The sequence below is a fragment of the Mesorhizobium sp. M0184 genome (assembly GCF_040322215.1).
In the GTDB taxonomy this organism is placed as follows: Bacteria; Pseudomonadota; Alphaproteobacteria; order Rhizobiales; family Rhizobiaceae; genus Mesorhizobium.
In genome coordinates this window covers 106,716-128,971 of sequence record NZ_JAMYSZ010000005.1, presented here as the reverse complement: position 1 = coordinate 128,971, position 22,256 = coordinate 106,716, and the positions used below count along the sequence as shown (strand labels likewise).

Genomic DNA, 22,256 nt, shown 5'->3' with positions numbered 1-22,256 from the left:
TCCTGTAGAGCGAGCATAAGGGAGCGGGCCGGCGGTCACCGGACCGAACGGCGCAAGCTAACATAAGTAGGGATTGCAGTCGGTCCAAAGAAGTCGACAGAACAGATCGATCGATCTATCATTAGGACTGATCACCTCCAATTCGACCAGGAATCCAGTGACAGAAGACCAATTGGACCGGATCGACAGGAACATCCTGTCGGCTCTGGGCAGCAATGGCCGGCTTTCCATGTCGGAACTGGCGGCGAAAGTCGGCCTGTCGAAGACGCCGGTGCAGGCACGAGTCAAACGGCTGGAGAAGGACGGCTTCATCAGGGGCTACCAGGCGATCATCGACCGCGAGCGCATGGGCGAAGGCCATGTCGCATTCGTCCAGGTGAAACTGTCTGACACCCGCTCGGCCGCGCTCGACTCCTTCAACCGCGCCGTGCAGGCGGTGCCGGAGATCGAGCAGTGCCACATGATGGCGTCGAGCTTTGACTATCTGCTGAAGGTCCGCACCACCGACATCGCCGCCTACCGCCGCGTGCTCGGCGAGCGCATCTCCGCCCTGCCGCACGTAGCCCAGACCTCGACGTTTGTCGCGATGGAGACGGTGAAGGATCGGTAGGAAACGCCGGCGGGACAGCGCCCCCCTCTGTCCTGCCGGACATCTCCCCCTCCAGGGGGGAGATCGGTTGTCACTGCCGCTTTCGCCAATCTCTAAACGTCGCAGGAGTGAACGGCGCGCCGAAGCTGCCAATCTCCCCACTAGAGGGGGAGATGTCCGGCAGGACAGAGGGGGGCGCGAAGGATCGCTACCCCGCCGCCTTCACTCCGCCAGTGTCTTCAAAAACGCCACCAGCGCCGCGCGCTCGTGGTCCGAAAGCTGCAGCGGGTGGACCTCTGACACACCCTCGACACTTGCCGGCGCCTTCGAATAATGCGCCACCAACTCGTCCAGCGAGGAAAACTGCCCGGCATGCATGTAGGGCGGACGGGTGGCGGCACCGCGCAGCGACGGCGTCTTGTAGGCGCGGACGAGTTCCGGCCCGGTCTTGACCATGAAGCGCAACTCGCGGCAGGCGCTGGCATCGCCGTCGCGAAAGGCGCCGAAACAGTTGAACGGATCGGCCTCGACCTGCCCCACCGCCTCGACGCGGCCGCGATCCGGCGGCAGGCCCGCGACCGGCGGCACGCCGGTGTTGTGGAAGCTGCCGTCGGTAAAACGCGGGCCATTGTGGCAGGTCACGCAATTGGCCTTGCCGATGAACAGCTTCAGGCCGAGGATTTCCTCCGGCGAAAAGGCGGCGTCGCCTTTCGGCTCGGCGCCCGCAGCCAGGTCGAGGGCAAAGCGGTCGAAGCGTGTCTGCGGCGGCGCGATCGAGCGCTCGAAGGCGGCGATCGCCTTGCCGATATTGGCAAAGACGCGGTTGACCTCCTCGGCTTGGCTGGCGGGCATGGCGTTCCAGGCCGCCTTCTCGGCATCGGTGCCGAGCGGGCCGGCATTGGCCGGCACGCCCGAAAGGTCCGGCAGCGGACCGAAGATGCGCTCGTAGCGCTCGCCGAAGCGGGCCTTGATGTAATGCGCGAAGGCGGCGCGGTTGCCGGCCTGCTCCAGCGGATTTTCGAGCGGTGTCAGCGCTTGCGCCCACAGGCTGTCGCGCCGCCCGTCCCAGAAGAACCAGGGATCATGCGCGACGCCGGCCAACGGCATGGTACGACGGTTGGTGCGGCCGACGCCGACCGCTTGCGGCAGGTCGTCCTGGAACTGCCGGTCGATCTTGTGGCAGGTCGAGCACGATACCGTGCCGTCGCCGCTCATCCCGGTGTCGAAAAACAGCGTCGAGCCGAGTGCCGCGGCGGCCGGCACATCGGCGAAGCGATTGGTGGTATCGGGCTTCAGCGGCGGCAGCTTGGACAGGGCCAGCGAGGCGATGGTCTGCTTTTCGGCATCGGAAAACTCCGGTCTGCCGCAGCCGGCAAGTACGGCCACCATCAGCAACGCGAGAAGACTGGAAAACCGGCTCATCAGTGGCTCACAGCACCACGTTGAAGACGACAGTGTCCGAACCGGCCGCAGCGGAAATGGCAAAATGCAATTGCCACCAACCGCTCATCGTGAATTTCACGCCGTCGATGCGATAGCGCCCCGCGCCGAGGTAATCGGTCGCCTGCGGGCTGGTCGGCAGACCGTGCTTGTGCTGCGGCATGCCGCCGGAAATCGTTATCGCAGCACCTTCCACCGGCGCACCCTCGACGGTTTTGAGCGTGAGCAGCCAGGATTCCAGTTCGCCCTGCCGCATGACGCCTTTCTCGGGCTCGAAAGTCGCCACGAACAGCTTGTTCGCCGTCGTCTTGGAACGGCCTACATCCGAGCTTGGTTGCGGCGCACGCGGCGCCGTCAGATAGACGATTGCCAGCACGCCGGCGAGCAAGGCAGCCAGGCCGAGACCTCCAAGAAGATAACGCCATAACGATGCCAAACCCATTCCTGTTCTGCGGATAACGTTTCGCTGGGCAGATCGCGTCCCACGCCCGTGTGGGAAATCGCGCCCAGTGCAGAATCCGTCGTCGCCAAGCATGGCGCTGCCGGCAGCAAAAAGCTACAGCACCGCAATTGCAGGGATGGAGGAGAACTTCATGGCAGGAAACGGCATCGCCTCGATCGGCGAGTGCATGCTCGAGCTTTCGGGCCAGGCCGGGCCGAACTGGCGCATGGGCTTTGCCGGCGACACGTTCAACACTTTATGGGCGCTGCATGCCTTGAGCGGCGAGCGGCCGGCGACCTATGTGTCGGCCTTCGGCGACGACCCGTTCTCACGCGACCAGATCAAGTTCCTGGCCGAGAACGGCATCGGCGTCGGCGCCAGCCCGGTGATAGCGGGCGCCCGCCCCGGCCTCTATGCGATCACGCTGACCGAGGCCGAACGTTCTTTCACCTATTGGCGGGCCGATGCGGCCGCAAGGCAGTTGGCTTCGGACCCAGCCGCCTTGCAGAAAAGCCTTGAAAACCAGGCGCTTGTCTATTTTTCCGGAATCACTTTGGCAATCCTCGACGAGGCTGCACGCAAGGTACTGCTGACGGCCGTGGCCACGGCGCGCGCGGCCGGCTCGCTGATTGCCTTCGATCCCAATTACCGGCCGCGGCTATGGCGCCAAAGCGAGGACGCGCAGGCCGCGATCCTCGAGGCACTCGCCGTCGCCGACATCGCGCTACCCACCTTTCCCGACGAGCAGATGCTGTTTGGTGATACGACACCGCAGGAAACAGCCGAACGGCTGCGAAAGCTGGCCGGCGAAGTCGTCGTCAAGAACGGTGAGGAACCGGCGCTGATCGCGCAAAACGGAACCTTGCAATCGGTCCCGGCGGTGCATGTCGCCACCCCGGTCGACACCACCGGCGCCGGCGACTCCTTCAACGGCGCCTACCTCGCCGCCCGCCTTGCCGGCCATGCCCCGGCAGAAGCCGTGCTGCGCGCTCATCGCGTCGCCGCCGCCGTCGTGCAGGTGCGCGGCGCCCTGGCGCCGTTCGAGACGCTCAAGGCTGCGTTCGAGGCACCTGCTATCTGACCTTGATGACGACCTTGCCCTTGGCGCGTCCTGTTTCGACATAGGCCAGGGCGTCATTGGTCGCTTCGAATGGAATGACCCGATCCACAACCGGGCGGATCGCGCCGGCTTCGATGAGAGCGGTGATTTTGCTCAGCTGATCGCCCTGCGCCCACATGAAAAGGAACGAAAACTGCACGCCACGGCGCTTGGCTTTGGCCCGAATTCCACGACTCAGGAAGCGCAGCACCAGCCTCAGCATCAAGTTCAGTCCCTTTTCCCTGGCAAATTCGGGATCCGGTGGACCGGAGATGGAGATGAGCTTGCCACCCGGTTTCAGCACGCTCAGGGATTCTTCCAGTGTCTTGGCGTCCTGGCTGTTCAAGACGACATCGTAGCCCGACAGAACTTTCTCGAAGTCGTCTTTCCTGTAGTCGACGACGACATCGGCGCCGAGACTTTTGACCAGATCGGCACTCGCCGCGCTCGCGGTTGTCGCAACGGTCGCGCCGAGGTGCTTGGCCAACTGAATAGCAAATGTCCCGACGCCGCCGGAACCAGCCTGAATGAAGACCTTCTGTCCCTTCTTCAGGTTTGCCCGTTCGATGAGCGTCTGCCAGGCGGTGAGACCGACCAGGGGAATCGACGCCGCCTCTTCCATACTGAGATTCTCGGGCTTCAAGGCTACGTCGGCCTCATTCACGGCAATGAATTCGGCGAATGTCCCAATCCGGCCGTCGCGCGGTCGCGCATAGACCTCGTCGCCGGCCTTGAACTTGCTGACTTTCGATCCCACGCGGATAACCTTCCCAGCCACGTCGTGGCCCAGGATGAAGGGCCGGCGGTAGGGCAGGATGAGCTTGAATTCTCCGGTTTTGACTTTGGAATCGAGCAGGTTCACCCCTGCGGCATGGACCTCGACCAAGACATCGCTGTCCTGGAGCTCCGGCTCCGGCATTTCGGCCAGCCGCAGGGTGCCCTTTTTATTATACTTATCGACAACGAATGCCTTCATGGCAGTTACTTTCGAAGAATGTCTGTTGCTGTTCGGGACGAAACAAGCCGAACGTTTTCAGCTGCATGGCCGCCCTGCGGCAAGGCCTCAGCCTCGAGGAAGGACAGCGCCTTCGGGACAAAATCGGCGTAGTTCTGAAATATCCCGCCATGCCCGGCATCCGGGTAGATGACCAGATGCGCCCCAGGGATACGCCCGGCGAGATCGTAGGTATTGCTGCTCGGCACCATCCTGTCCTGGTCGCCATTCGCAACCAAAGTGGGAATGCGGATGGTGCTCAGGTCTTGTGGCGCCTGGAGTCCGTAGGCCTTGATCGCCTTGAGTTGCGCGCCGAACGCACTCAGCGATACCGCTTTGTCCCGGTTATTCCGGCGCTCTTTCAACCGTTGCAGAAATGCGTTTGCGGCGCGGCGTCCATTCGGCGTTCTTGTGAAGAAGAGATAGTACTTCGGATCCCGAAAAGTCAGCGCGCCCTTGATCATGTCCACGATCGTCAGCGGCGTCACCCTGTCGATGCCTTGCCCACCGGCAGGCCCCGTGCCAGCCAGGATGAGTTTGCGCACAAGCTTGGGCTCGGTCAGCACAATCTCTTGCGCCACGAAGCCGCCGAGTGAAAAGCCGAAGAGATCGACTTCTTCGAACCCCAGCGCCCGGACAAAGGCGACCGCATCCCGCGCCGTGCCGGAAATGGTCGACGGAGTTTTGCCACCCGAAGCACCGATTCCGCGATTGTCGAAGGCAATCACCCGCCGGGTCGCAGCGAGGCCATCGACGATGCGCGGATCAAAATTGTCCAGCTGAGCAGCCAGATGATTGAGCAGGATCACCGGCACGCCCGTCCTGGGCCCGAGTTCCCTGTACGCAAAAGCTATGCCGCCGACATCGACCGAGAGCGTTGGCGCGTCTTGGAACAATGCCGGTGAACCGGGTAGATGATTGAATCTATGTATCATGCTTGGCGCCTCCGTTTCGTAGGGCCTGGCCAAACGTGTTGTGGTTGCTAGTCGCATGTGCGTGAAATCCTCTGGCTCGCCGTTGTTCAGACCGGCAGTCGGAACTGCTTGCGCAGGCTCTTGTCGAAAATCCCTGCGGGGGCAAAGCGGCGCAGCAGGCTGACCTGGCGCGCTGCCTTGCCAGCGGTATAGCGCCGCCGCGGACGGGCATCGGTCGCTGCCTTGACAACCACATCCGCCACCACTTCCGGCCGATCGGCCTTGGGCATCACATCGCCCAGCAGCGCCTTGAGCCCGGCTCGAGCCCGATCGTATTCCTTCAACAGCGAATCCGGCTCGATGCCGTTCTGGTCGAAGACGGTGCGGACGAATGCCGGCTCGACGACGGAAACGCGGACGTTGAAGGCGCGCACCTCGTGGTCGAGCGATTCCGAATAGCCTTCGAGCGCGTGCTTGACCGCCGAGTAATGAGCTGAGTATGGCGCGGGTACCAGTCCCAGAATCGAGCCGATATTGATGATGCGCCCGTCGCCGCGCCGCCGCATCGACGGCAACACCGCATTGATCATCCGCATGACGCCGAACAGATTGACGTCGAACAGGGCTTGTACCTGTGCGACCGAGGATTCCTCGGCGCCGCCTAGCAGGCCGACACCGGCATTGTTGACCAGGAGGTCGATCCGGCCGGTCTGCGCGAGCACGGTGGCAACGAGCGCATTGACGGCCGCATCATCGGTCACGTCGCATGCCAGCATGGTCACTCCGCCCGGACCATTACTGGTCTTGCGGCGACTTGTCCCGAAGACCGTAAACCCTGCCCGCGCCAGTGCCTCGGCGCTGGCTCGGCCAATGCCCGAGGAGGCTCCAGTCACGAGCGCGGTCTTTTCAGAATTCCCATTCATTTTTGATGTTCCAGGTTCGAGAGGTCTAGCTTATTTCCACAAATTGAATTATGATCATAATATCACATTACGCTAATAATGCAATAGCAAAGAGGAATAGCAGCCATGCGCTACGAAAAGGGCCGAAAAGACGCGTCACGCAGCCGGATCATGGAGGTCGCCGCCGAACGTTTTCGATCTGACGGCATCGCGGCGTCCGGGCTGGCAACCATCATGAGCGACGCCGGGCTGACGAACGGCGCCTTCTATCCGCACTTCCAGTCGAAGGCGGAGCTCGTCCGTGAAAGCGTGGCGGCGGCCTTGGACGCGCAGTCGCATCAATTGCAGGAAGCATTGGCTGCCGGCGGTCCGGAAATGGCCATAGAGACGTATCTATCGGCCGAGCACCGGGACAATCCTGGAAAGGGTTGCGCTTCGGCCGCGTTGTTGCCGGAAATCGCGCGGCAGCCGCCTGAAACGCGAGCCCTCTATGCCGAGCGCGCTCAATCCCTGGTGCGCCAGATAGCTGAAGCTCTGCCGCAGACGAACGATCCCGAGGGCGCTGCGTTGGGCATGTTTGCAACGCTCATCGGCGCGCTTCAACTCGCGCGCGCCGTGGAAGGAACGGAATTATCGGATCGTATCCTAGCGGCGGGAGCAGCTGCCGCAAAGGCGCTGATCCGGCCGGTTCAAGACGAGGTGGCCTCCTGAGGGCAGCCCGGACTATTCGGCCGGCTCGAATCTGCCTTGCACCAAGACTGTCTCCACCGGCCCAAGCGGATTGATGATCCGGCTCTCCAGGACTTCGATAAGTTTGCGTCCAACACCTGCCATATCCACGGAATGAACTCCGATCTTTGCCGGCAGGAAGCGTGCCAGCCGCGTGCTGTCACGGGTGACGATGTGGACGTCGCGGCCTGGTGTAAGACCCCGCTTGCCGAGAGCGTGCAACGCTCCCAGAAGGCCCAGTTCGTTGGCGCACGCCAAGCCCGTTGGCGGATCTGATGACGCCAGCAAGCGATCGAACCAGCCTGCGCTCGATTCCATGGTGAACATGCCATGACCGATCAACGATTGGTCGATCGGAATACCAGCCTCGGCCATTGCCCTTCCATACCCGGAAAGACGCATGGCACTCCCCTGGTCCTCCGGAACGAGAAGTTGCAGCGCAATGCGTCGACAGCCCTTATCCATGAGCCGCCGGGTCGCCTCGTAGGCAATCTGTTCATTGTCGACATCGACATAAGGATACGCGATATCCAGGTCCGTTCTTCCAAACGCAACGAACGGCATGCGTTTATCCAGCAGCAGCTTGACGCGCGGATCAGCCGACACCAGGCGCGTGATGATCAGGCCGTCTGCGCTGCGCGCCTGAAGCTGCCGCTGCACACTCTCAACGGGATCGTCGTCGGGAGTGGTGGAATAGATGGACAGACTATAACCGGCTTGCCGCGCCGCCAGCGTCATGCCTTCGATTAAAGGAAGCTTCAACAGATCGGACAGATGGTCTCGTGTTTCCATCGGGAGTACGGCCGTCAGCGTCTGCGTTCGACCGGTTTTGAGCGCGCGACCATGATGATTTGGTAAATAGCCGACCCGCTTAGCCGCCTCCTTGACGCGGGCTATGGTCGAGGGCTGCACCTCCGGCCCATCTTTCAGAGCGCGGGAAACCGTGGTCACCGAGAGGGAAAGTTCCGCGGCGATCTGCTTTAGATTGGCCATTGTTCGCCCGACTTCATTTGCGAAAGCGCCGGCTGATTTGCTGACCGCCATAACGTTACCGAATTCGACATCCCGGTCAATCGAAACTCCCGTAGGAAGCAGCTTGACTCCAGCGCATTGGGATGCAATCGTAACGTTACGATTACAAAATAATGGCTCTTTTGAGCGATGTTTGATAAAGTTGGGGAGGAGAACCTATGTCCTGGCTACGCATTTCCTTAACAGCATTCGCAATCTCGGCTGCCCTGCCCGTTCATGCGCAAACAGTCACCATCACGACCGCAGGTGGGGATTATGGTAATGCCATGAAGGAAGCCATGTGGGGGCCTGCTGCAAAAGAGCTTGGCTATGATGTCCGCGAGGAGACCCTAAGCGACGGCCTGGCCGCCTTGAAGATGCAGGTCACCTCGGGTGCGGTCACGACCGACGTCATTCACCTGGGCTCACCGGAAGGTGCCCAGGCGGCCGCACAATCGCTGCTGGAGCCACTCGACTACAAGATCATCGATCCGAAATCCGTGCCGGAGGGTGCGAAGTCCGACTACTGCTATCCGTTTGACTCCTATGGCACCGTCATGTCGTGGAACACCAAGACCTATGGCGAGAACCCGCCGAAGACGTGGGCGGGATTCTGGGATGTTGCCAAATTTTCTGGTCGTCGCGCGTTGCGCGCCAATGCGCAAGACTCGATCGAGATCGCGCTCCTCTCTGATGGCGTGGCACCGGCGGACGTCTATTCCGTGCTCAGCACGCCGGAAGGGCTAGAGCGCGCCATCAAGCGGCTTGAAGCGATCAAACCAGATGTCGCCGTGTGGTGGACCTCGGGCGCCCAGTCCGCGCAGTTGCTGAAAGACGGTGAGGCGGATTTGGTCATTACCTGGAACGGACGCGCCCAAACCGTGAAAGCAGATGGCGGCGCGGCTGACTACACGTTCAAGGGTTCGGTCATCGGCACGGACTGTCTTGGGGTGCCGAAGGGAGCGCCGAACAAGGAAGCCGCGATGAAGCTCATCGCAGCGATGACGCAGCCCGCGCGGGTTGCCAAGCTGACCGATTTCATTGCCTACGGCCCAGTCAATCCTGCGGCATATGAGGGTGGCCTTATTCCCGAGGACCGTCTGAAGACCCTTGCGACCGCGCCTGAAAATGCTGGCACTTCGGTGTTTTCCAATTCAGAATGGTGGGTCAAGAATGGCGAGGCTGCCCAAAGAGCCTTCGATGAAATGATGGCTCGCTGACTCTCAGCTCTGACGCATGTCGCGCAAAAATGTGCAGCGCGACAACGACATGCATGAAAACAAGAACCTAAAGCGCGTCGCGTGAAGCCGGTCGAACGCGACGCGCTTCAAGGCTGGAGCACATGATGAAGTCGCTCGCGATCACCATCGAAAGCGTGCACAAGGCTTATGGGTCCTACGTCGCACTGGATGATGTTTCGCTCGACATTCAGGCTGGCGAATTCCTCACGCTGCTAGGACCATCGGGATCGGGCAAGACCACGTTACTCATGGCTCTGGCCGGTTTTGTCCGGCCGGATTCCGGTAAACTTTTCTTGGGCGATCGAGACATCACCCGCCTGCCGCCCAACAAACGAGACATCGGCATAGTATTCCAGAATTACGCCTTGTTTCCCCACATGAATGTCCTGGCGAACGTCGCGTATCCGCTGGTGCTGCGCAAGGTACCGAGAGCGGAGGCGCGTCAGCGGGCGCTTGATACCTTGGCCCGCGTGAAGCTGGATGGTCTGGCGGAGCGCAATATTGCCGCACTATCCGGCGGCCAACGTCAACGGGTGGCATTGGCGCGGGCTATCGTCTTCGAACCGCGCGTGATGTTGATGGACGAGCCGCTGTCGGCGCTCGACAAGAACCTGCGCGAGACCATGCAGTATGAGATCCGGCGTCTGCATGATCATCTACGGATCACCACGATCTATGTAACCCACGACCAGCGCGAAGCGCTGATTATGTCTGACCGGATTGCGGTGATGAATTCTGGCCGCATCCAGCAGATAGATACGCCGCAGCGGATTTATGATCGTCCATCGACCCGCTTCGTCGCGGAGTTCATGGGCGAGGCCAACATTGTGGCCCCGGGCTCAGCACGCAGAATCGACGGCGCCGAACCATCACGCGAAACTCTGATGATCCGCGCCGAAAGCTTCCATCTTGATGCGAAGCTCGTCGGGGGAGACGGAGTGGCTCTCGAAGGAATACTGCGCGCCAAAGCGTTCCGCGGCGAGAACTGGCTTTTGACGCTGGCGCTTGACGGCGGGCAAGAGGTTCTTGTCTGCATTCCGGCAGCGCTGGCCGGCGGCTGCGCCGAGCTTGCCGCCGGTCAGCGGATGACCGCATATGCACCGGCAGCGAAGGTTCACGCGATACCGGGAGCGATGGCGTGATCGTCGTCCGGGACCCGGCGCTCGCGGCGGATGCGCGGCGCGAGCGGCGGTTTTTTCTTTCACTTTCGCTCCCGGCGCTGTTCATCGTTGGACTGGCGGCGATACTGCCAATCCTTTGGATCATCCGGCAATCCTTCCTGACCACCGGGGGTGAGTACACCGTCGGCAACTACCAGAAGGCCCTTTCGAGCGGACTGACGTGGTCGGCGCTCGTCACGACCCTCGAACTGTCCTTGGGTACGCTGGCGGCCTGCATTGTTCTCGGTACCCCTCTGGCGCTGGCTCTGGCCAGCGTCAGACCAAGGCTGGCCAACGTGCTCATGGCGTTCGTCATGCTGCCGCTGTGGACCTCTATTCTGGTGCGTACCTATGGTTGGCTCGTGCTCTTGCGGCGCGACGGCCTGATCAACGCGGCTTTGACCGGTTCAGGCCTGACGGCGGAGCCATTGCCGCTGGTCTACAACTTCACGGGAACGCTCATCGGCATGGTGCACTACATGCTGCCACTTTTTCTGCTGCCTGTTTATGCTGCGATGCGCGATATCGACCCAAATCTCATTCGCGCGGCTGCGAGCATGGGGGCCACTCTCAGGCAGGTCATCCGCACAGTCATTATGCCGCTTTCGGCGGGCGGCGTCTTCTCGGGTTCGATCATCGTCCTCATCTACGCCATAGGTTTTTTCATCACGCCGGCGGTGCTTGGCGGCGGCAAGGTAAATCCGCTCTCTACCCGGATCGAGCGTACACTATCGACCTTTCAGGACTGGGGGTCGGCAAGCGTCCTGGGCATTCTGCTCCTCGTTCTTATGGCGCTGATCGGTGTGATGTTGCTGGCGGCACGCCGTCTGGTGGCCCAGAACACCGTGGAAGCCTCCCATGCTTGAAGCCTATCCGCAAAACAGGCTCGCCCGCATTTTGCTCTGGAGCTTTGCCGCTCTTGTCATGGCATTTCTGATGCTGCCGACGCTCGTGGTGGTGCCGCTTTCCTTTTCGGCGTCGAATCTCCTCGAGTTTCCGCCGCAGGCCTACTCGTTGCGCTGGTACGAGAACTTCTTCGGCTCGGCAACGTGGATGGCCGCGCTGAGAACGAGTTTGATCCTTGGGACGTTGACGGCGTTGATCGCGGTGCCCTTCGCGCTGCTCGCCTGCATTTCAATGAATCGGCTGGGCGGAAAGACCGCTGCGGCCATCCAGAGCGTCCTGCTGACCCCCTCGATCACCCCAGGCATCCTGCTTGCAATCGGTCTCTTCTTTGTGTTGGCCGCACAACATCTGATCGGAACGCTATTCGGTGTGCTGGTCGGACATGTGGTGCTGGCCGTTCCGGTCGCCTGCATTGTGTTGCTACCCGCTCTCGCCCGCTTTGACTGGAACCAGGTTCAGGCGGCGCGCAGCCTCGGTGCAAACTGGGCCAGGTCCATTGGCGGAATCATCGTTCCGCAACTTCGGATCAGCTTGCTGTCAGCGACATTGATGGCGTTCCTGACTTCGCTCGACGAGTCCGTGATTTCGATCTTCATCGCAAGTGGTCGCAATAGCACGATGCCGAAGCTTATGTTCCTGTCGCTGCGCGATCAGATCGATCCGACCATTGCGGCGATCTCGACATTGTGGACCGTCATCGTCGTGGCCGTGGTCCTGATTGTGACCCTTCGCCAAAAATCCTGACCGAGACTGGAAACATGCCCACCAATTACCATGCAGCCGACGATCTGACGGATCATTCGACGGACATCCCCCAGGTAGGGTTGGCCATCATCACCGGGTCGGCAAACTGGGGGCTTGCCTTCCCGGAAGATGTCGAATTCGATGGTGTGCGCACCTTGCGGCGCGACATGAGTTTTGAAACACCTTTCGGTCGCACCGACAACTGGAAGCTGCTCGAGTTCGACGCGTCGATTACTGCCGAAGGGAGAGCGAAGCGCGTTCTGTGCATGTATTCGCACGGCAATCCCCGCGACCGTATCGACCATTCCTGCCATCGCCGCGCGTTTTGGGTATTGATGCGGGCGGGTGTACGGCAAGTTCTCGCCTGCTCGACTGTAGGCGCCGTCAACAAGGCGATCCAGCCGGGCGACATGGTGGTGACCGCCGATATCATCGAACTGACGCAGACCCCGTTTTCACTGCTTCCTGACCGCCAGAGCTTTGACTGTTCGGGCAAGCAAATCGTGTGTCCAAGATGTGCGGCGGTTCTGGTCGAAACGGCGCGCCGTCATTGGCCAGCCGAATGCCGCGTTTATGGCATCGAACAGCAGTTGGTGGCTGCCCATTGTTATGGGCCCCGGCTGACAACGCCTGCCGAAGCCTTGGCATATCGGGGCATGGGGGCGGATGTACTCAACCATTCCATCGCTCCTGAGGCGACCTTGTCGCGCGAGATCGGCGCGTGTTTCGTGCCTTGCGCGTTCGTGACGGCGGGCTTCAACGACTATATGGATCGCAATCGCCAGAAATTGCTGCAGGAGGACGTGCTGCCCAGTCTCTCCATGACAGCCTCGCGGGTCGCGCTGGAGACCGCCGCGCGACTTCCCGCTGATCCAGAATGCTCCTGTCACGGCTTGAAGTCGCCTCAGCCGAAAGAACGCTCCAGCCGGTTCTGAGACGACCTCGGTGCGCCGGATAGCTGAAGCTCTGCCACCGACCAAGAATCCCGAGGGCGCTGCATTGGGCGTGTTTGCGACGTTCGAAACGTTGAGGGCGGCGTTTGAGGATTAGGGTCAAAACTCAATCAGACTGGCTGCCGCCAATTGCCCAGATGGGCGGAACTTGCCGTTTGAATTAGTCGGCGGGAATGAGCACAGAGCGCCATTTGCTGACAATCATGGCGCTTCACCATTGCGGTCGTTCTCGCTACGACCTGATGCGGACCCGAAGCGGATGGTCGTTTGATCCGGTTAAACTCAACGCGCCACCCGACCACGTGCGCCATCTCGAGACGTTCGCGAAAACCTCCACGTCGGTCGCGACTCGACCATGGAGCGGAAGTACAGGCGAAGTACTGTTTCGTTCGAGATGGCCTGGTTCAATCTCCAGCATCCTCCTCCTGCCATACTGGCCGGAGCGAGTGCCGGCCGCGAGCGAGTGGCCTTTGAGCGTAGCTCAGAGCGTCTTGCTCATCATCAGGATCGGAACCGGAGCGCCGCCACGGTCATCGACGAATTCCTCGGCGGGTTGGTAGCCGCAGGCTCGATAGAGCGGCTCTCCTGCCATCGTGGCTGCCAGATCGGCACGGCGGAAGCCCTCAGCCTTAGCGGCACGTTCACACAGCGAAAGGATAAGGCGGCCGACGCCTCGCCGGACAAAGTCCGGATGCGTATACATGGCTCTGATACGCGCCGCGTCCGTGGCTGGATCAAGCAGTGCCGCGTTGCGTCCCGGTGACTGATCACCACCATACATGGTCGTGCGCCGGCTCCAGCCACCGCAGCCTGCCAGGACGCCGTCGTGCTCCACGACGAAATAGGTGCCATCATCGACAAGCTGCGTGTCCAGCCCCATGATTGCGCGGCTGGATCGGATCTGGTCATCGTCGAGAAACGGTTTCTGGAGTTCGGAGATCGCTGCATCCATGAGCGCAATCATGGAGGCGAGGTCCTCGCGTCGCGCTATCCGGTGCCGAAAGTCTTCACTGGCCATGTTCAAGCACACCATGAGGCGAAACAAACGCACGATATGGCGAATTTCGTTCCGTCAGAAGACCAAAATATTCGTTGCTGCGGCAGCCTTGGGACGCCTGTCGACAGCAGGCCGAAGGTATAACCAATGACAGTCATTCTGGCAGCCCCGCCATGAGATAACCTTCCACGATATGCCGGCGCACGTCTTCGGCTGGGAATGGCTGCGAATCCGACCAGTGCCGGATAGTGAAGTGCGGATTGCTTATCATGAACATTTTCGCCTCCCAGCGCGCTTCCTCCAAACGGCCAAGTTGCGCAAGGCTTGCTGCAAGCAGGCGTCGTGAAGTCGTGCGATAGGTTTCGGGCCTGCGCAGCGTTTGGATCGCGGATTCGTAGTCGCCCAGGGCATATTGGGCCTGGCCCAACATCCAGTAATACCAACCGGGCGGGTGAGGGTTGAGTCGCAGTGCCCTGCGGACCTGCTCTATGGCTTCGGCAGGTTGGCCCTTTTCCGTCGTCAACTCGGCCTGCATTGCCCAAGCGTCGGCGTGGTTGGGGTCCAACTCGTGGGCAGCATCGAATTCGGCATCCGATTCCACCCAGCGACTCTCATGTCCAAGTATGACGCCCAATACCCATCTGTTCCCGGCGTCGTTCGGGTCGAGTTCGACCGCCAGCTGTGCTTCGGCGAGCGCTCTTGCGCGGTTGGGGTCCATCGGTTCGTCCCAGAACTCCCAGCCCAGCCAGAGGTTGAGTGCCAGCCAACGGTGCGCCTCCGCGTATTCCGGGTCGAGCGCGATTGCCCGGTCTAGCAGCAAAATGGCCTCTTTCGCGGTGAGCGCCGTTTGCAGGCCAAGGACCCGGGCACGCACACAGAGATCATAGGCCTCCAGGTTGCTCGGTCTGTTGCGCGCCGGCGCGGTGGTCAGGCGGCCAACCAGAGCCTCGACAATCTTGCCGGTCACCTCGTCCTGAACGGCGAAGATATCTTCTAGGCTCCGGTCGAATCTTTCGGCCCAAAGATGGTCACCCGCGATCGCGTCGATCAGTTGGGCGTTGATACGCACCCGTCCAGCGGCCCGCCGTGCACTACCTTCAAGAAGATGGCGAACTCCCAGTTCTCGCGCGATGCGACGCACATCCACGTGCCTGCCTTTGTATGCAAATGCCGAGTTGCTGGCGATGACGAACAACTCGCTTGTCCTCGACAGATCCGTGATCAAGTCTTCGGTGAGGCCATCGACAAATGCCTCCTGCTCCGGATCATTGCTCATGTTCGTAAAGGGGAGGACGGCAATGGAGGGCTTGGCGGGGAGCTGCAGAGGCGCTTTCTCCGCGAACCCGCCATCGTCCGATGCGGTCGACAGCCGGATCCGGTAGACAGACACTGGTTCGGTGACGTTCTTGATCGCTTGCGGACCAAGTTCGTCGAAGCCGCAATCGAGCTTCCGCTTGACTTGGTCGTAGACGCTGCCGGACACACAGACATCTCCTGCCCCGGCCATTGCCTGGAGCCGCACTGCGACAATGACGCCGTCGCCGAACAGATCGCCGTCCTCGACAACGACATCGCCCAGATTGATGCCGATATGCAGGTAGATTCTCCGGTCGGCGGTCACACCCTCGTTTGCGGCCGCCATCCGCTTCTGAAGGTCCACGGCGCATGACACGGCGTTCACCGCGCCTCCGAACTCGACCAGAACGCCATCACCCATCACTTTCACAATACGGCCATGACGGTCGCGGACGAGTGGTTCGAGGATTTCCTTCCTCCTCCTCCTTAAAGCGGCCAACGTTCCTTGCTCGTCCAGGTCCAGAAGTCGACTGTAGCCCACCACGTCGGCAGCCAATATGGCGGCAAGGCGGCGTTGGGCGCGTTCTTCGGCCATTTCGCGTTGCTTTCATTGAAAGCAGAAGAGCGAATTTTATGCCGCCCATTTCAAAAGTCTATCAGGTTGACTTCGAGGCTCGATCGCCAAGCAGCTACATAGGGTGATCGCGCCTGTCGATTGTCCCCACTGGGGCCACGACTTGCGCTTGGGGCTCGTCTTGGAGAAGGTCAGCAAGGGGTCAGTGCCGAGTGCCGCGAATGTCGGCTATCGGGCAGTGAAATGGGCTGACGAAGGGCAGCTCAGGGTCAGATCGCGTCATGCGACGCTCGCAACTGATCGACTGCAAGGGTCGGAACTCGGTCGTCTTAGAGTGATTTGGGTTTTGGCGGCTAGAGCGACCCGGCATGAGGTGGTCCGGACTGTGAACGAGGGTGTCGGCAGAGCGCGTCTCATAGGGGGCCACAAGCCAGTGCCCCACCGCCGACAAACACCGGCGGGCGGGTGCCTCGGGGACACGATGGTAGATTGCCAATGCGTTCGCGGGTGTGGCCTTAAGTCGCAAACTATTGGCTTCAGAAGCAGGGCGTCGGCCTTCATTAACGGTGCTACCAACACCATATGGTCCGTAGCCCTCCCAAACGAGAGAAGCTCGCCCCGACGGGTCGCACTGCGGCCGTCAGCCGGCAATTGCTGTGAACTAGGAAACCATCATGCCTGAAAATATCAGACTAACTTCGAGAGACGTCCCTCTCATTCAGCTAGGCCTCTATCAGTGCCGCTTCCCGGTGAGCGAAGACCCGTCAGTACCCGGCGGCTATCGTTTTTGTGCTGGGCCAACTTCGCCGGATCGCGTCTACTGCGATCACCACCACCACATTGTGACCGCCGTGGACCCTCGTCGAGCCCGTTCGGGTCTCCACCTCGCTCAACGACGCGCCGCGTAAGTCTGGCTGGCGGCGGCCTCCCGGCCAGGCGCTATGCGCTCCAATGGCTACGACCTTTCCGTCGGCTCGGTCTGGCCCATCCTCCCTTATGCCGTCTTCGCCGATGTCTCCCCCTTCGCCCGATTGAGAACGACGACTTCTCGCCGAAGCGATCGCTTCGGAATGCCGTCGTAGCCCGACCCGAAGCTCAGTGAGCTTTTGTAGAGGTCGAGGGTCCAATCCAACGTCTGGACTCCACTGGAGTGCCTGCACTCGAGAGCGATTGGCTCTCCGGCAGCCGATCGGGATCCAAATTTAAGCGCCACTTGCCGCCATTCATCGTTTGGCCAGTGAACTGTCGCTTTCGATGCACAGCGGTCGTTCCTGGCAACGCGCGCCGTTCGCGCGCTGGCGAGCAGCGGCCCTCGCCTTTCTTTGCACAGGGGTGTTCTATGGCTGCCCGAGAGGCTTCGCCTCCCCCGCCTCGCATTCCGACAATCGCACAGGTTTGGCGAGTTTCGCCAGCGCCTCGGGCTTGGCGCAAGCCGGAAAGCCGGCGAGCGGCATTGTTTCAATAAACCGGCTGCGCTCTTTAGTGCTCAAGCCCACTTCATTAATCATGCTCTCGACGGTCAGGTCCGGGTACTGCTTGAGAGTTTCCCTAACCGAAGCATTCGCCTCATCCATTCGACCCAGAGCCGCAAGGGAGCTGCTAAGCACCACCCACTTCCACTTGTCGTAGTTGTTAGGCGTCATGCGCTCCAGCATCTTCAACGCGTCCTCATATCGGCCGGCCATAAAATAGGCAGGGGCGAAGAAGTTGGACGTCCACATCGGGTAGTTCGGGTCGAGCCGCATTACTTGGTCGACCATCTGAGCGCCGCGTTCGGGTTCATTGAAGCGTGCCGCAAAGCCGGTATAGAATGTCAGGATTTCGGACGAACCGGGAGCTAGACGAAGGGCCGTGTCCAGCTCAGCCTTGGCGCGGGCGTTGTCGCCCTTCTGGCTGAGGCTCATACCAAACACGGCGTGTGCCTCAGCGTCACTTGGATCGAGCCGCACCGCGCGTTCGGCCACATCGGCAGCCGCCTTGATCTCGCTCTCGGGATTGATACCGAAGCCAGCCAATATACCATGAGCATGATAAAGTTCTACCCAGGCCCGGGCCAGCCCGGGGTCCAGCTCAACGGCGCGGTTGAGAAGCGCGATGGCCTCCTCCTCATCCGCTATGGTGATCTTTTCAATCTTCTCGGTCCCGAGCAGATAATAATCATAAGCATTCAGGTTTTCAGGTCGTTTACGTTTGGCCGCGGCCCGCCCGGCCGCCTGAATCAACCCTACGCCGCCGCCCAGACGGTTGGTGACTTGCTCTGCGATCTCGGTCTGGACGGCGAAAACGTCCTCAGCAGGCCGGTCCCAACGATCCGACCAAAGATGGTTGCCGGTTTGTGCATCGATCAACTGCGCGGTGACCCGCACCCGCCCATTTTGCCGCTGGATAGAGCCTTCTAGTACGAAGCCGACATGGAGCGCACTTGCTACCTGGCGGGCATCCACCGGCTTGCCTTTGTAAACTTCCGTCGAATTCCGGGCCACGACCTCAAGTTCGGGAAACCGCGCGAGGTCGGTTATGATATCCTCAGTCAAGCCATCGGCCAAACGCCCGGTGGCCTCGTCGCCGCCATAGTTATTGAAGGGCAGCACCGCGACCGATGGCTTGGCCCCCAGCGGCGCGGGCTGAAAGAACCACCAGGTCCCTCCACCCGCCAGAGCCAGCACGACGATGGCCGCTGCAGTCGTCCTGGTCCAGCGCGGCATCGCCTTGCGTAAGGTCCAACGCACCCGCTTGCCATCGAGCCTCAGTCGGTACATCCGCACGGGGCGGCTGATGTTCTTGACCTGCTGCTCGCCGGCGAAATCGAGGGGCAAATCAAGCTTGCCCTGCAGATGGTCAAAGGGCCGTGCCCGATACGATCACGCCGCCCGGCTCAGCGAGTTGCTGCAACCGCGCGGCGACATTGACGCCGTCGCCATAGACATCGCCGTCAACCAGCGCAACGTCGCCCAGATTGACCCCGATGCGGAACACGATGCGCTCAGGCTCTGGCAGACCTTCATTGCGCGCGGCCGCCGCGCTTTGGATTTCCGCTGCGCAGGCGACTGCGTCGACCACGCTTTCGAAGGCGACAAGCGCGCCATCGCCCATCAACTTGACGACGCGGCCATGGTGCTGGGAGATGGCGGGGTCGAACACCTCGGAACGAACGGTTTTCAATCGCTCAATGGTTCCGGCCTCATCGGCCTCCATCGCCTTCGAGTAGCCAACCATATCGGCCGCCAGGATCGCCAGCAGCTTCCGATTGAGAGGGGGAACCGCCATATGCGCCTCTTTATGGCACAACCCTACACCCATGGAAGCATCGGAGCCAGAACGCGCCGTTGGCCGCGCGGTGAATGACCGCTCGTCAGCCGTTCCTGACTTTCGACCGGGTGCGGATGAACGTCTTCAACGGGTCAACTTGCGTCGTCAGGGCTCTCGGCGTCAAAGGTCCGAGAGGGTTCGAAGTCGGTCGTTCAGAGTGATTGCGTTTTGACTCCAGAGCGCCGCGCGTCATTGGACGCGCAAAGGACGCTATAACACTTTGAATTTTGCATGATCCTTTCCGAACCGGAGGTCAGCGCAGCAAAACCATGCCGGTTTCCGGGGGGTCCCGCCCTAAGGCAGCCGGAACCGGTATTCCGTCACGTGATGGTAGATCTGCCCGGGCCACAGCGTGGCTTGCGGGAAATAGGGCCGGTTGGGCGCATCCGGCCAGATTTGCGGCTCCAGGCAGAAGCCTGAAAACGCCTTGTACTGGCGTCCGCCCAGTCCAGGCGAGGACGGTGCCAGATACTGGCCGGTATAGAGCTGGACACCCGGCTCGGTCGTCCAGAGTTCCATCTCGACGCCGGAATTCGCGCCTTGCGCCCACGACGCCTGCTTCAGCGGCCCGCGCGTTGAGGCGAGGCAGAAATTCTGGTCGTAAGGGAGCTGCTCGCCCTCGGTCTCCATGCGCAGCGGCCGCGCATGGCGAAAATCGAAGGGCGTGCCGTCGACCGGCTTTACCGTGCCTGTCGGAATGAGATCCGCGTCGACCGGCAGATAGGCGCCGGCATTCAGCATCAGCCGGTGATCGAGAATGTCGCCGGCGCCGCCGTCGTCCAGGTTGAAATAGGAATGCTGGGTGAGGTTGCAGAGCGTCGGCTCCTCGCAGGTGGCGGTCAGTTCGACGCTGAGCGTGCCGGGGATCTTGAGCCGGTAGGTGCAGGTCACGTCGAGCGCCCCGGGAAAGCCCATCGTGCCGTCGGGGTCGTGCAATGTCAGCGTGACAAAATCCCTGCCATGCAGCGAAACCGCCCAGGCACGGCGCGAAAAACCTTGCGAACCGCCATGCAGCGTGTGCTTTTCGAGGAAATTGCGCTCGGTCTGGTAGCGTTTGCCGGCAAGCGTGAAGCGGCCGTCGCGGATACGGTTGGCATAGCGCCCGACGACAGTGCCGAAGAAGGCGGTATCCGTCTCATAGTGCTCGAAACGATCATAGCCGAGCACCAATGGCGCCTCGTGCCCGGCCAGGTGCAGATCCTGGATGATCGCACCCAGGCCGATGATGTTGGCGGTGAGGCCGCCGCCACGGATGGTGAAGTGGCGGACGGCCTCGCCCGCCTGCGTCGTGCCGAAAACCTCGCCGTCCTTCATTGCCATGCTCGCAAGTTCATTGATCGATGCCAGCCTGGCCTTTCGAAGCGGCTCAGGGTCTTTTTCGGTATTACCGCATCAGGCTTCTAGAGACCAAGTCCGCCGATGCAGACATATTTGGTGTCGAGATAATCCTCGATGCCCTGATGGCCGCCTTCCTTGCCGAGGCCCGATTCCTTGACGCCGCCGAACGGCGCTTCAGGGGTGGTGATGAGCCCTTCATTGACGCCGACCATGCCGTATTTCAGCCCTTCCATGACCCGGAAGGCGCGGCCGAGATCGCCGGTGTAGAAGTAGCAGGCCAGGCCGAACTCGGTGTCGTTGGCGAGTGCTACGGCCTCTTCCTCGGTCTCGAACTTGAATACCGGCGCCACCGGGCCGAAGATTTCTTCCTTCATGAAGCGCATCTTCGGCGTCGCATTGGCGATCACCGTCGGCTGGAAGAACGAGCCGCCGAGCGCGTGGCGCTTGCCGCCGGCGACGACCTTGCCGCCTTTGGCAGTAGCGTCGGCAATCAGCTCCTCGACTTTCTCCACCGCCTTTTCGTCGATCAGCGGCCCCTGCTGGACGCCTTCCTCGAGGCCGGAACCGACCTTCAGCCCGTTGCTCGCAGCAGCCAACTTTTCGACGAACTGATCATAGATGCCGGCCTGCACCAGGAAGCGGTTGGTGCAGACGCAGGTCTGGCCGGAATTGCGGTACTTGGCGGTGATGGCGCCGGCGACGGCCCGCTCGACGTCGGCGTCGTCGAAGACGATGAACGGCGCATTGCCACCGAGCTCCATCGACACTTTCTTGACGGTCACCGACGACTTCTGGATCAGGATCTTGCCGACCTCGGTCGAGCCGGTGAAGGTGATCTTCTTGACCAGCGGGTTGGCACAGATCTCGTCGCCGATCTCGCCAGCGGCACCGGTCAGGATATTGATCACGCCTTTGGGGAAGCCGACTTCCTCGGCAAGCGCGCCCCAGGCAAGGCCGGAATAAGGCGTCTGCGACGCCGGCTTGACCACGGCGGTACAGCCGGCGGCAAGTGCTGGGCCGAGTTTGCGGGCCAGCATCGAGGATGGGAAATTCCATGGCGTGATGGCGGCAATGACGCCGACCGGCTCCTTGGTCACCAGGATGCGGCGGTCGGCCCAGGGTGACGGAACGACATCGCCATAGGTGCGGCGGCCCTCTTCGGCGAACCACAGAATGTAGGACGCGGCCGAGCCGATCTCGCCCTTCGATTCGAACAGCGACTTGCCCTGCTCGATGGTCAGCAATTCGGCTAATACGTCCTGATTGTCCATCATCGCGTCGTGCAGCTTGCGCAACAGCTTCGAGCGTTCGAGCGCGGTGGTCTTGCGCCATGTCTTGAAGGCAGCGTCGGCGGCCTCGATGGCGCGGCGGGTCTCGGCCCTGCCCGACTTCGGCACAGTGCCGATCTTGAGGCCGGTGGCAGGATTGTTGACGTCGACCGTCTGGCCTGAATCGGCCTGCACCCATTCGCCATTGATGAGATTGGCCTGCCGCATGAAATGGCTGGTTTTCTGAAGCATGATCTCGCCTCCGTTCGGCACCTGGCGGGCCGGTCGCTGATTTCGTGAATGGACGTGCGCGATAGCATCGCTAGAGCCACTGCTCTTAGCCCAGGGCA

The 22,256-nt window shown here is 61.3% G+C and carries 18 protein-coding genes and 1 pseudogene; 8 read left to right on the top strand and 11 right to left on the bottom strand.

What is annotated here, in order from left to right:
- Positions 1–157 precede the first annotated feature (157 nt).
- On the top strand, positions 158–610 hold the full coding sequence (locus tag NKJ23_RS08915; protein ID WP_352680040.1) for an Lrp/AsnC family transcriptional regulator: 453 nt from the start codon (positions 158–160) through the stop codon (positions 608–610).
- A gap of 201 nt (positions 611–811) precedes the next feature.
- Here the strand turns inward: NKJ23_RS08915 and NKJ23_RS08910 are convergent, their stop codons facing one another.
- Complete coding sequence (locus NKJ23_RS08910) at positions 812–2,011, bottom strand: cytochrome-c peroxidase (RefSeq protein WP_352680038.1); 1,200 nt, start codon at positions 2,009–2,011, stop codon at positions 812–814.
- 7 nt (positions 2,012–2,018) lie between these two features.
- The gene (locus NKJ23_RS08905; RefSeq protein WP_352680151.1) at positions 2,019–2,465 is read right to left on the bottom strand and encodes a FixH family protein; all 447 of its coding nucleotides are present in this window, start codon (positions 2,463–2,465) and stop codon (positions 2,019–2,021) included.
- 157 nt (positions 2,466–2,622) lie between these two features.
- Here NKJ23_RS08905 and NKJ23_RS08900 point away from each other — a divergent pair, with 157 nt between their 5' ends.
- The gene (locus tag NKJ23_RS08900; RefSeq protein ID WP_352680036.1) at positions 2,623–3,552 is read left to right on the top strand and encodes a sugar kinase; all 930 of its coding nucleotides are present in this window, start codon (positions 2,623–2,625) and stop codon (positions 3,550–3,552) included.
- Here the strand turns inward: NKJ23_RS08900 and NKJ23_RS08895 are convergent.
- From NKJ23_RS08895 to NKJ23_RS08885, 3 genes are all read right to left on the bottom strand, one after another.
- Complete coding sequence (locus NKJ23_RS08895) at positions 3,545–4,546, bottom strand: NADP-dependent oxidoreductase (RefSeq protein WP_352680034.1); 1,002 nt, start codon at positions 4,544–4,546, stop codon at positions 3,545–3,547. The two genes, NKJ23_RS08900 and NKJ23_RS08895, sit on opposite strands and share 8 nt — an antisense overlap.
- A 5-nt stretch (positions 4,547–4,551) precedes the next feature.
- Entirely contained in the window at positions 4,552–5,499 is a 948-nt protein-coding gene (locus NKJ23_RS08890) for an alpha/beta fold hydrolase (RefSeq protein WP_352680150.1), read from the bottom strand.
- An 86-nt stretch (positions 5,500–5,585) separates the two neighbouring features.
- Positions 5,586–6,401 (bottom strand): oxidoreductase, encoded by an 816-nt coding sequence (locus tag NKJ23_RS08885; protein WP_352680032.1) that lies wholly within the window; start codon positions 6,399–6,401, stop codon positions 5,586–5,588.
- Positions 6,402–6,506: 105 nt separating this feature from the next.
- Here NKJ23_RS08885 and NKJ23_RS08880 point away from each other — a divergent pair, with 105 nt between their 5' ends.
- On the top strand, positions 6,507–7,091 hold the full coding sequence (locus NKJ23_RS08880; protein WP_352680030.1) for a TetR/AcrR family transcriptional regulator: 585 nt from the start codon (positions 6,507–6,509) through the stop codon (positions 7,089–7,091).
- Between the two features lie 12 nt (positions 7,092–7,103).
- On the opposite strand, the gene NKJ23_RS08875 is transcribed toward NKJ23_RS08880, so the two are convergent.
- The gene (locus NKJ23_RS08875) at positions 7,104–8,153 is read right to left on the bottom strand and encodes a LacI family DNA-binding transcriptional regulator (protein ID WP_352680028.1); all 1,050 of its coding nucleotides are present in this window, start codon (positions 8,151–8,153) and stop codon (positions 7,104–7,106) included.
- Between the two features lie 146 nt (positions 8,154–8,299).
- On the opposite strand from NKJ23_RS08875, the gene NKJ23_RS08870 reads away from it, so the two are divergent.
- From NKJ23_RS08870 to NKJ23_RS08850, 5 genes are all read left to right on the top strand, one after another.
- Complete coding sequence (locus NKJ23_RS08870) at positions 8,300–9,340, top strand: ABC transporter substrate-binding protein (protein ID WP_352680026.1); 1,041 nt, start codon at positions 8,300–8,302, stop codon at positions 9,338–9,340.
- 125 nt (positions 9,341–9,465) lie between these two features.
- Positions 9,466–10,503 carry an ABC transporter ATP-binding protein gene (locus NKJ23_RS08865; RefSeq protein WP_352680024.1) on the top strand — a complete coding sequence of 346 codons (1,038 nt, stop codon included), beginning with the start codon at positions 9,466–9,468 and terminating at the stop codon, positions 10,501–10,503.
- Positions 10,500–11,387 (top strand): ABC transporter permease, encoded by an 888-nt coding sequence (locus NKJ23_RS08860; protein ID WP_352680023.1) that lies wholly within the window; start codon positions 10,500–10,502, stop codon positions 11,385–11,387. Before NKJ23_RS08865 ends, NKJ23_RS08860 begins: the two co-directional genes overlap by 4 nt.
- Positions 11,380–12,171, top strand: a complete 792-nt coding sequence (locus NKJ23_RS08855) for an ABC transporter permease (protein WP_023676453.1) — start codon at positions 11,380–11,382, stop codon at positions 12,169–12,171. The genes NKJ23_RS08860 and NKJ23_RS08855 overlap by 8 nt, the downstream gene beginning before the upstream one ends.
- Before the next feature lie 14 nt (positions 12,172–12,185).
- Entirely contained in the window at positions 12,186–13,106 is a 921-nt protein-coding gene (locus NKJ23_RS08850; RefSeq protein ID WP_352680022.1) for a phosphorylase family protein, read from the top strand.
- 499 nt (positions 13,107–13,605) lie between these two features.
- On the opposite strand, the gene NKJ23_RS08845 is transcribed toward NKJ23_RS08850, so the two are convergent.
- The 5 genes and pseudogenes from NKJ23_RS08845 to NKJ23_RS08820 form a co-directional block, all read right to left on the bottom strand.
- Entirely contained in the window at positions 13,606–14,076 is a 471-nt protein-coding gene (locus tag NKJ23_RS08845) for a GNAT family N-acetyltransferase (RefSeq protein ID WP_352680020.1), read from the bottom strand.
- Between the two features lie 199 nt (positions 14,077–14,275).
- Complete coding sequence (locus tag NKJ23_RS08840) at positions 14,276–16,012, bottom strand: adenylate/guanylate cyclase domain-containing protein (RefSeq protein WP_352680018.1); 1,737 nt, start codon at positions 16,010–16,012, stop codon at positions 14,276–14,278.
- Between the two features lie 1,316 nt (positions 16,013–17,328).
- Positions 17,329–19,258: pseudogene (locus tag NKJ23_RS08830) on the bottom strand (adenylate/guanylate cyclase domain-containing protein).
- 336 nt (positions 19,259–19,594) lie between these two features.
- The gene (locus NKJ23_RS08825) at positions 19,595–20,620 is read right to left on the bottom strand and encodes an aldose epimerase family protein (protein ID WP_352680016.1); all 1,026 of its coding nucleotides are present in this window, start codon (positions 20,618–20,620) and stop codon (positions 19,595–19,597) included.
- An 80-nt stretch (positions 20,621–20,700) separates the two neighbouring features.
- Positions 20,701–22,158 carry an NAD-dependent succinate-semialdehyde dehydrogenase gene (locus tag NKJ23_RS08820; RefSeq protein WP_352680014.1) on the bottom strand — a complete coding sequence of 486 codons (1,458 nt, stop codon included), beginning with the start codon at positions 22,156–22,158 and terminating at the stop codon, positions 20,701–20,703.
- Positions 22,159–22,256 lie beyond the last annotated feature (98 nt).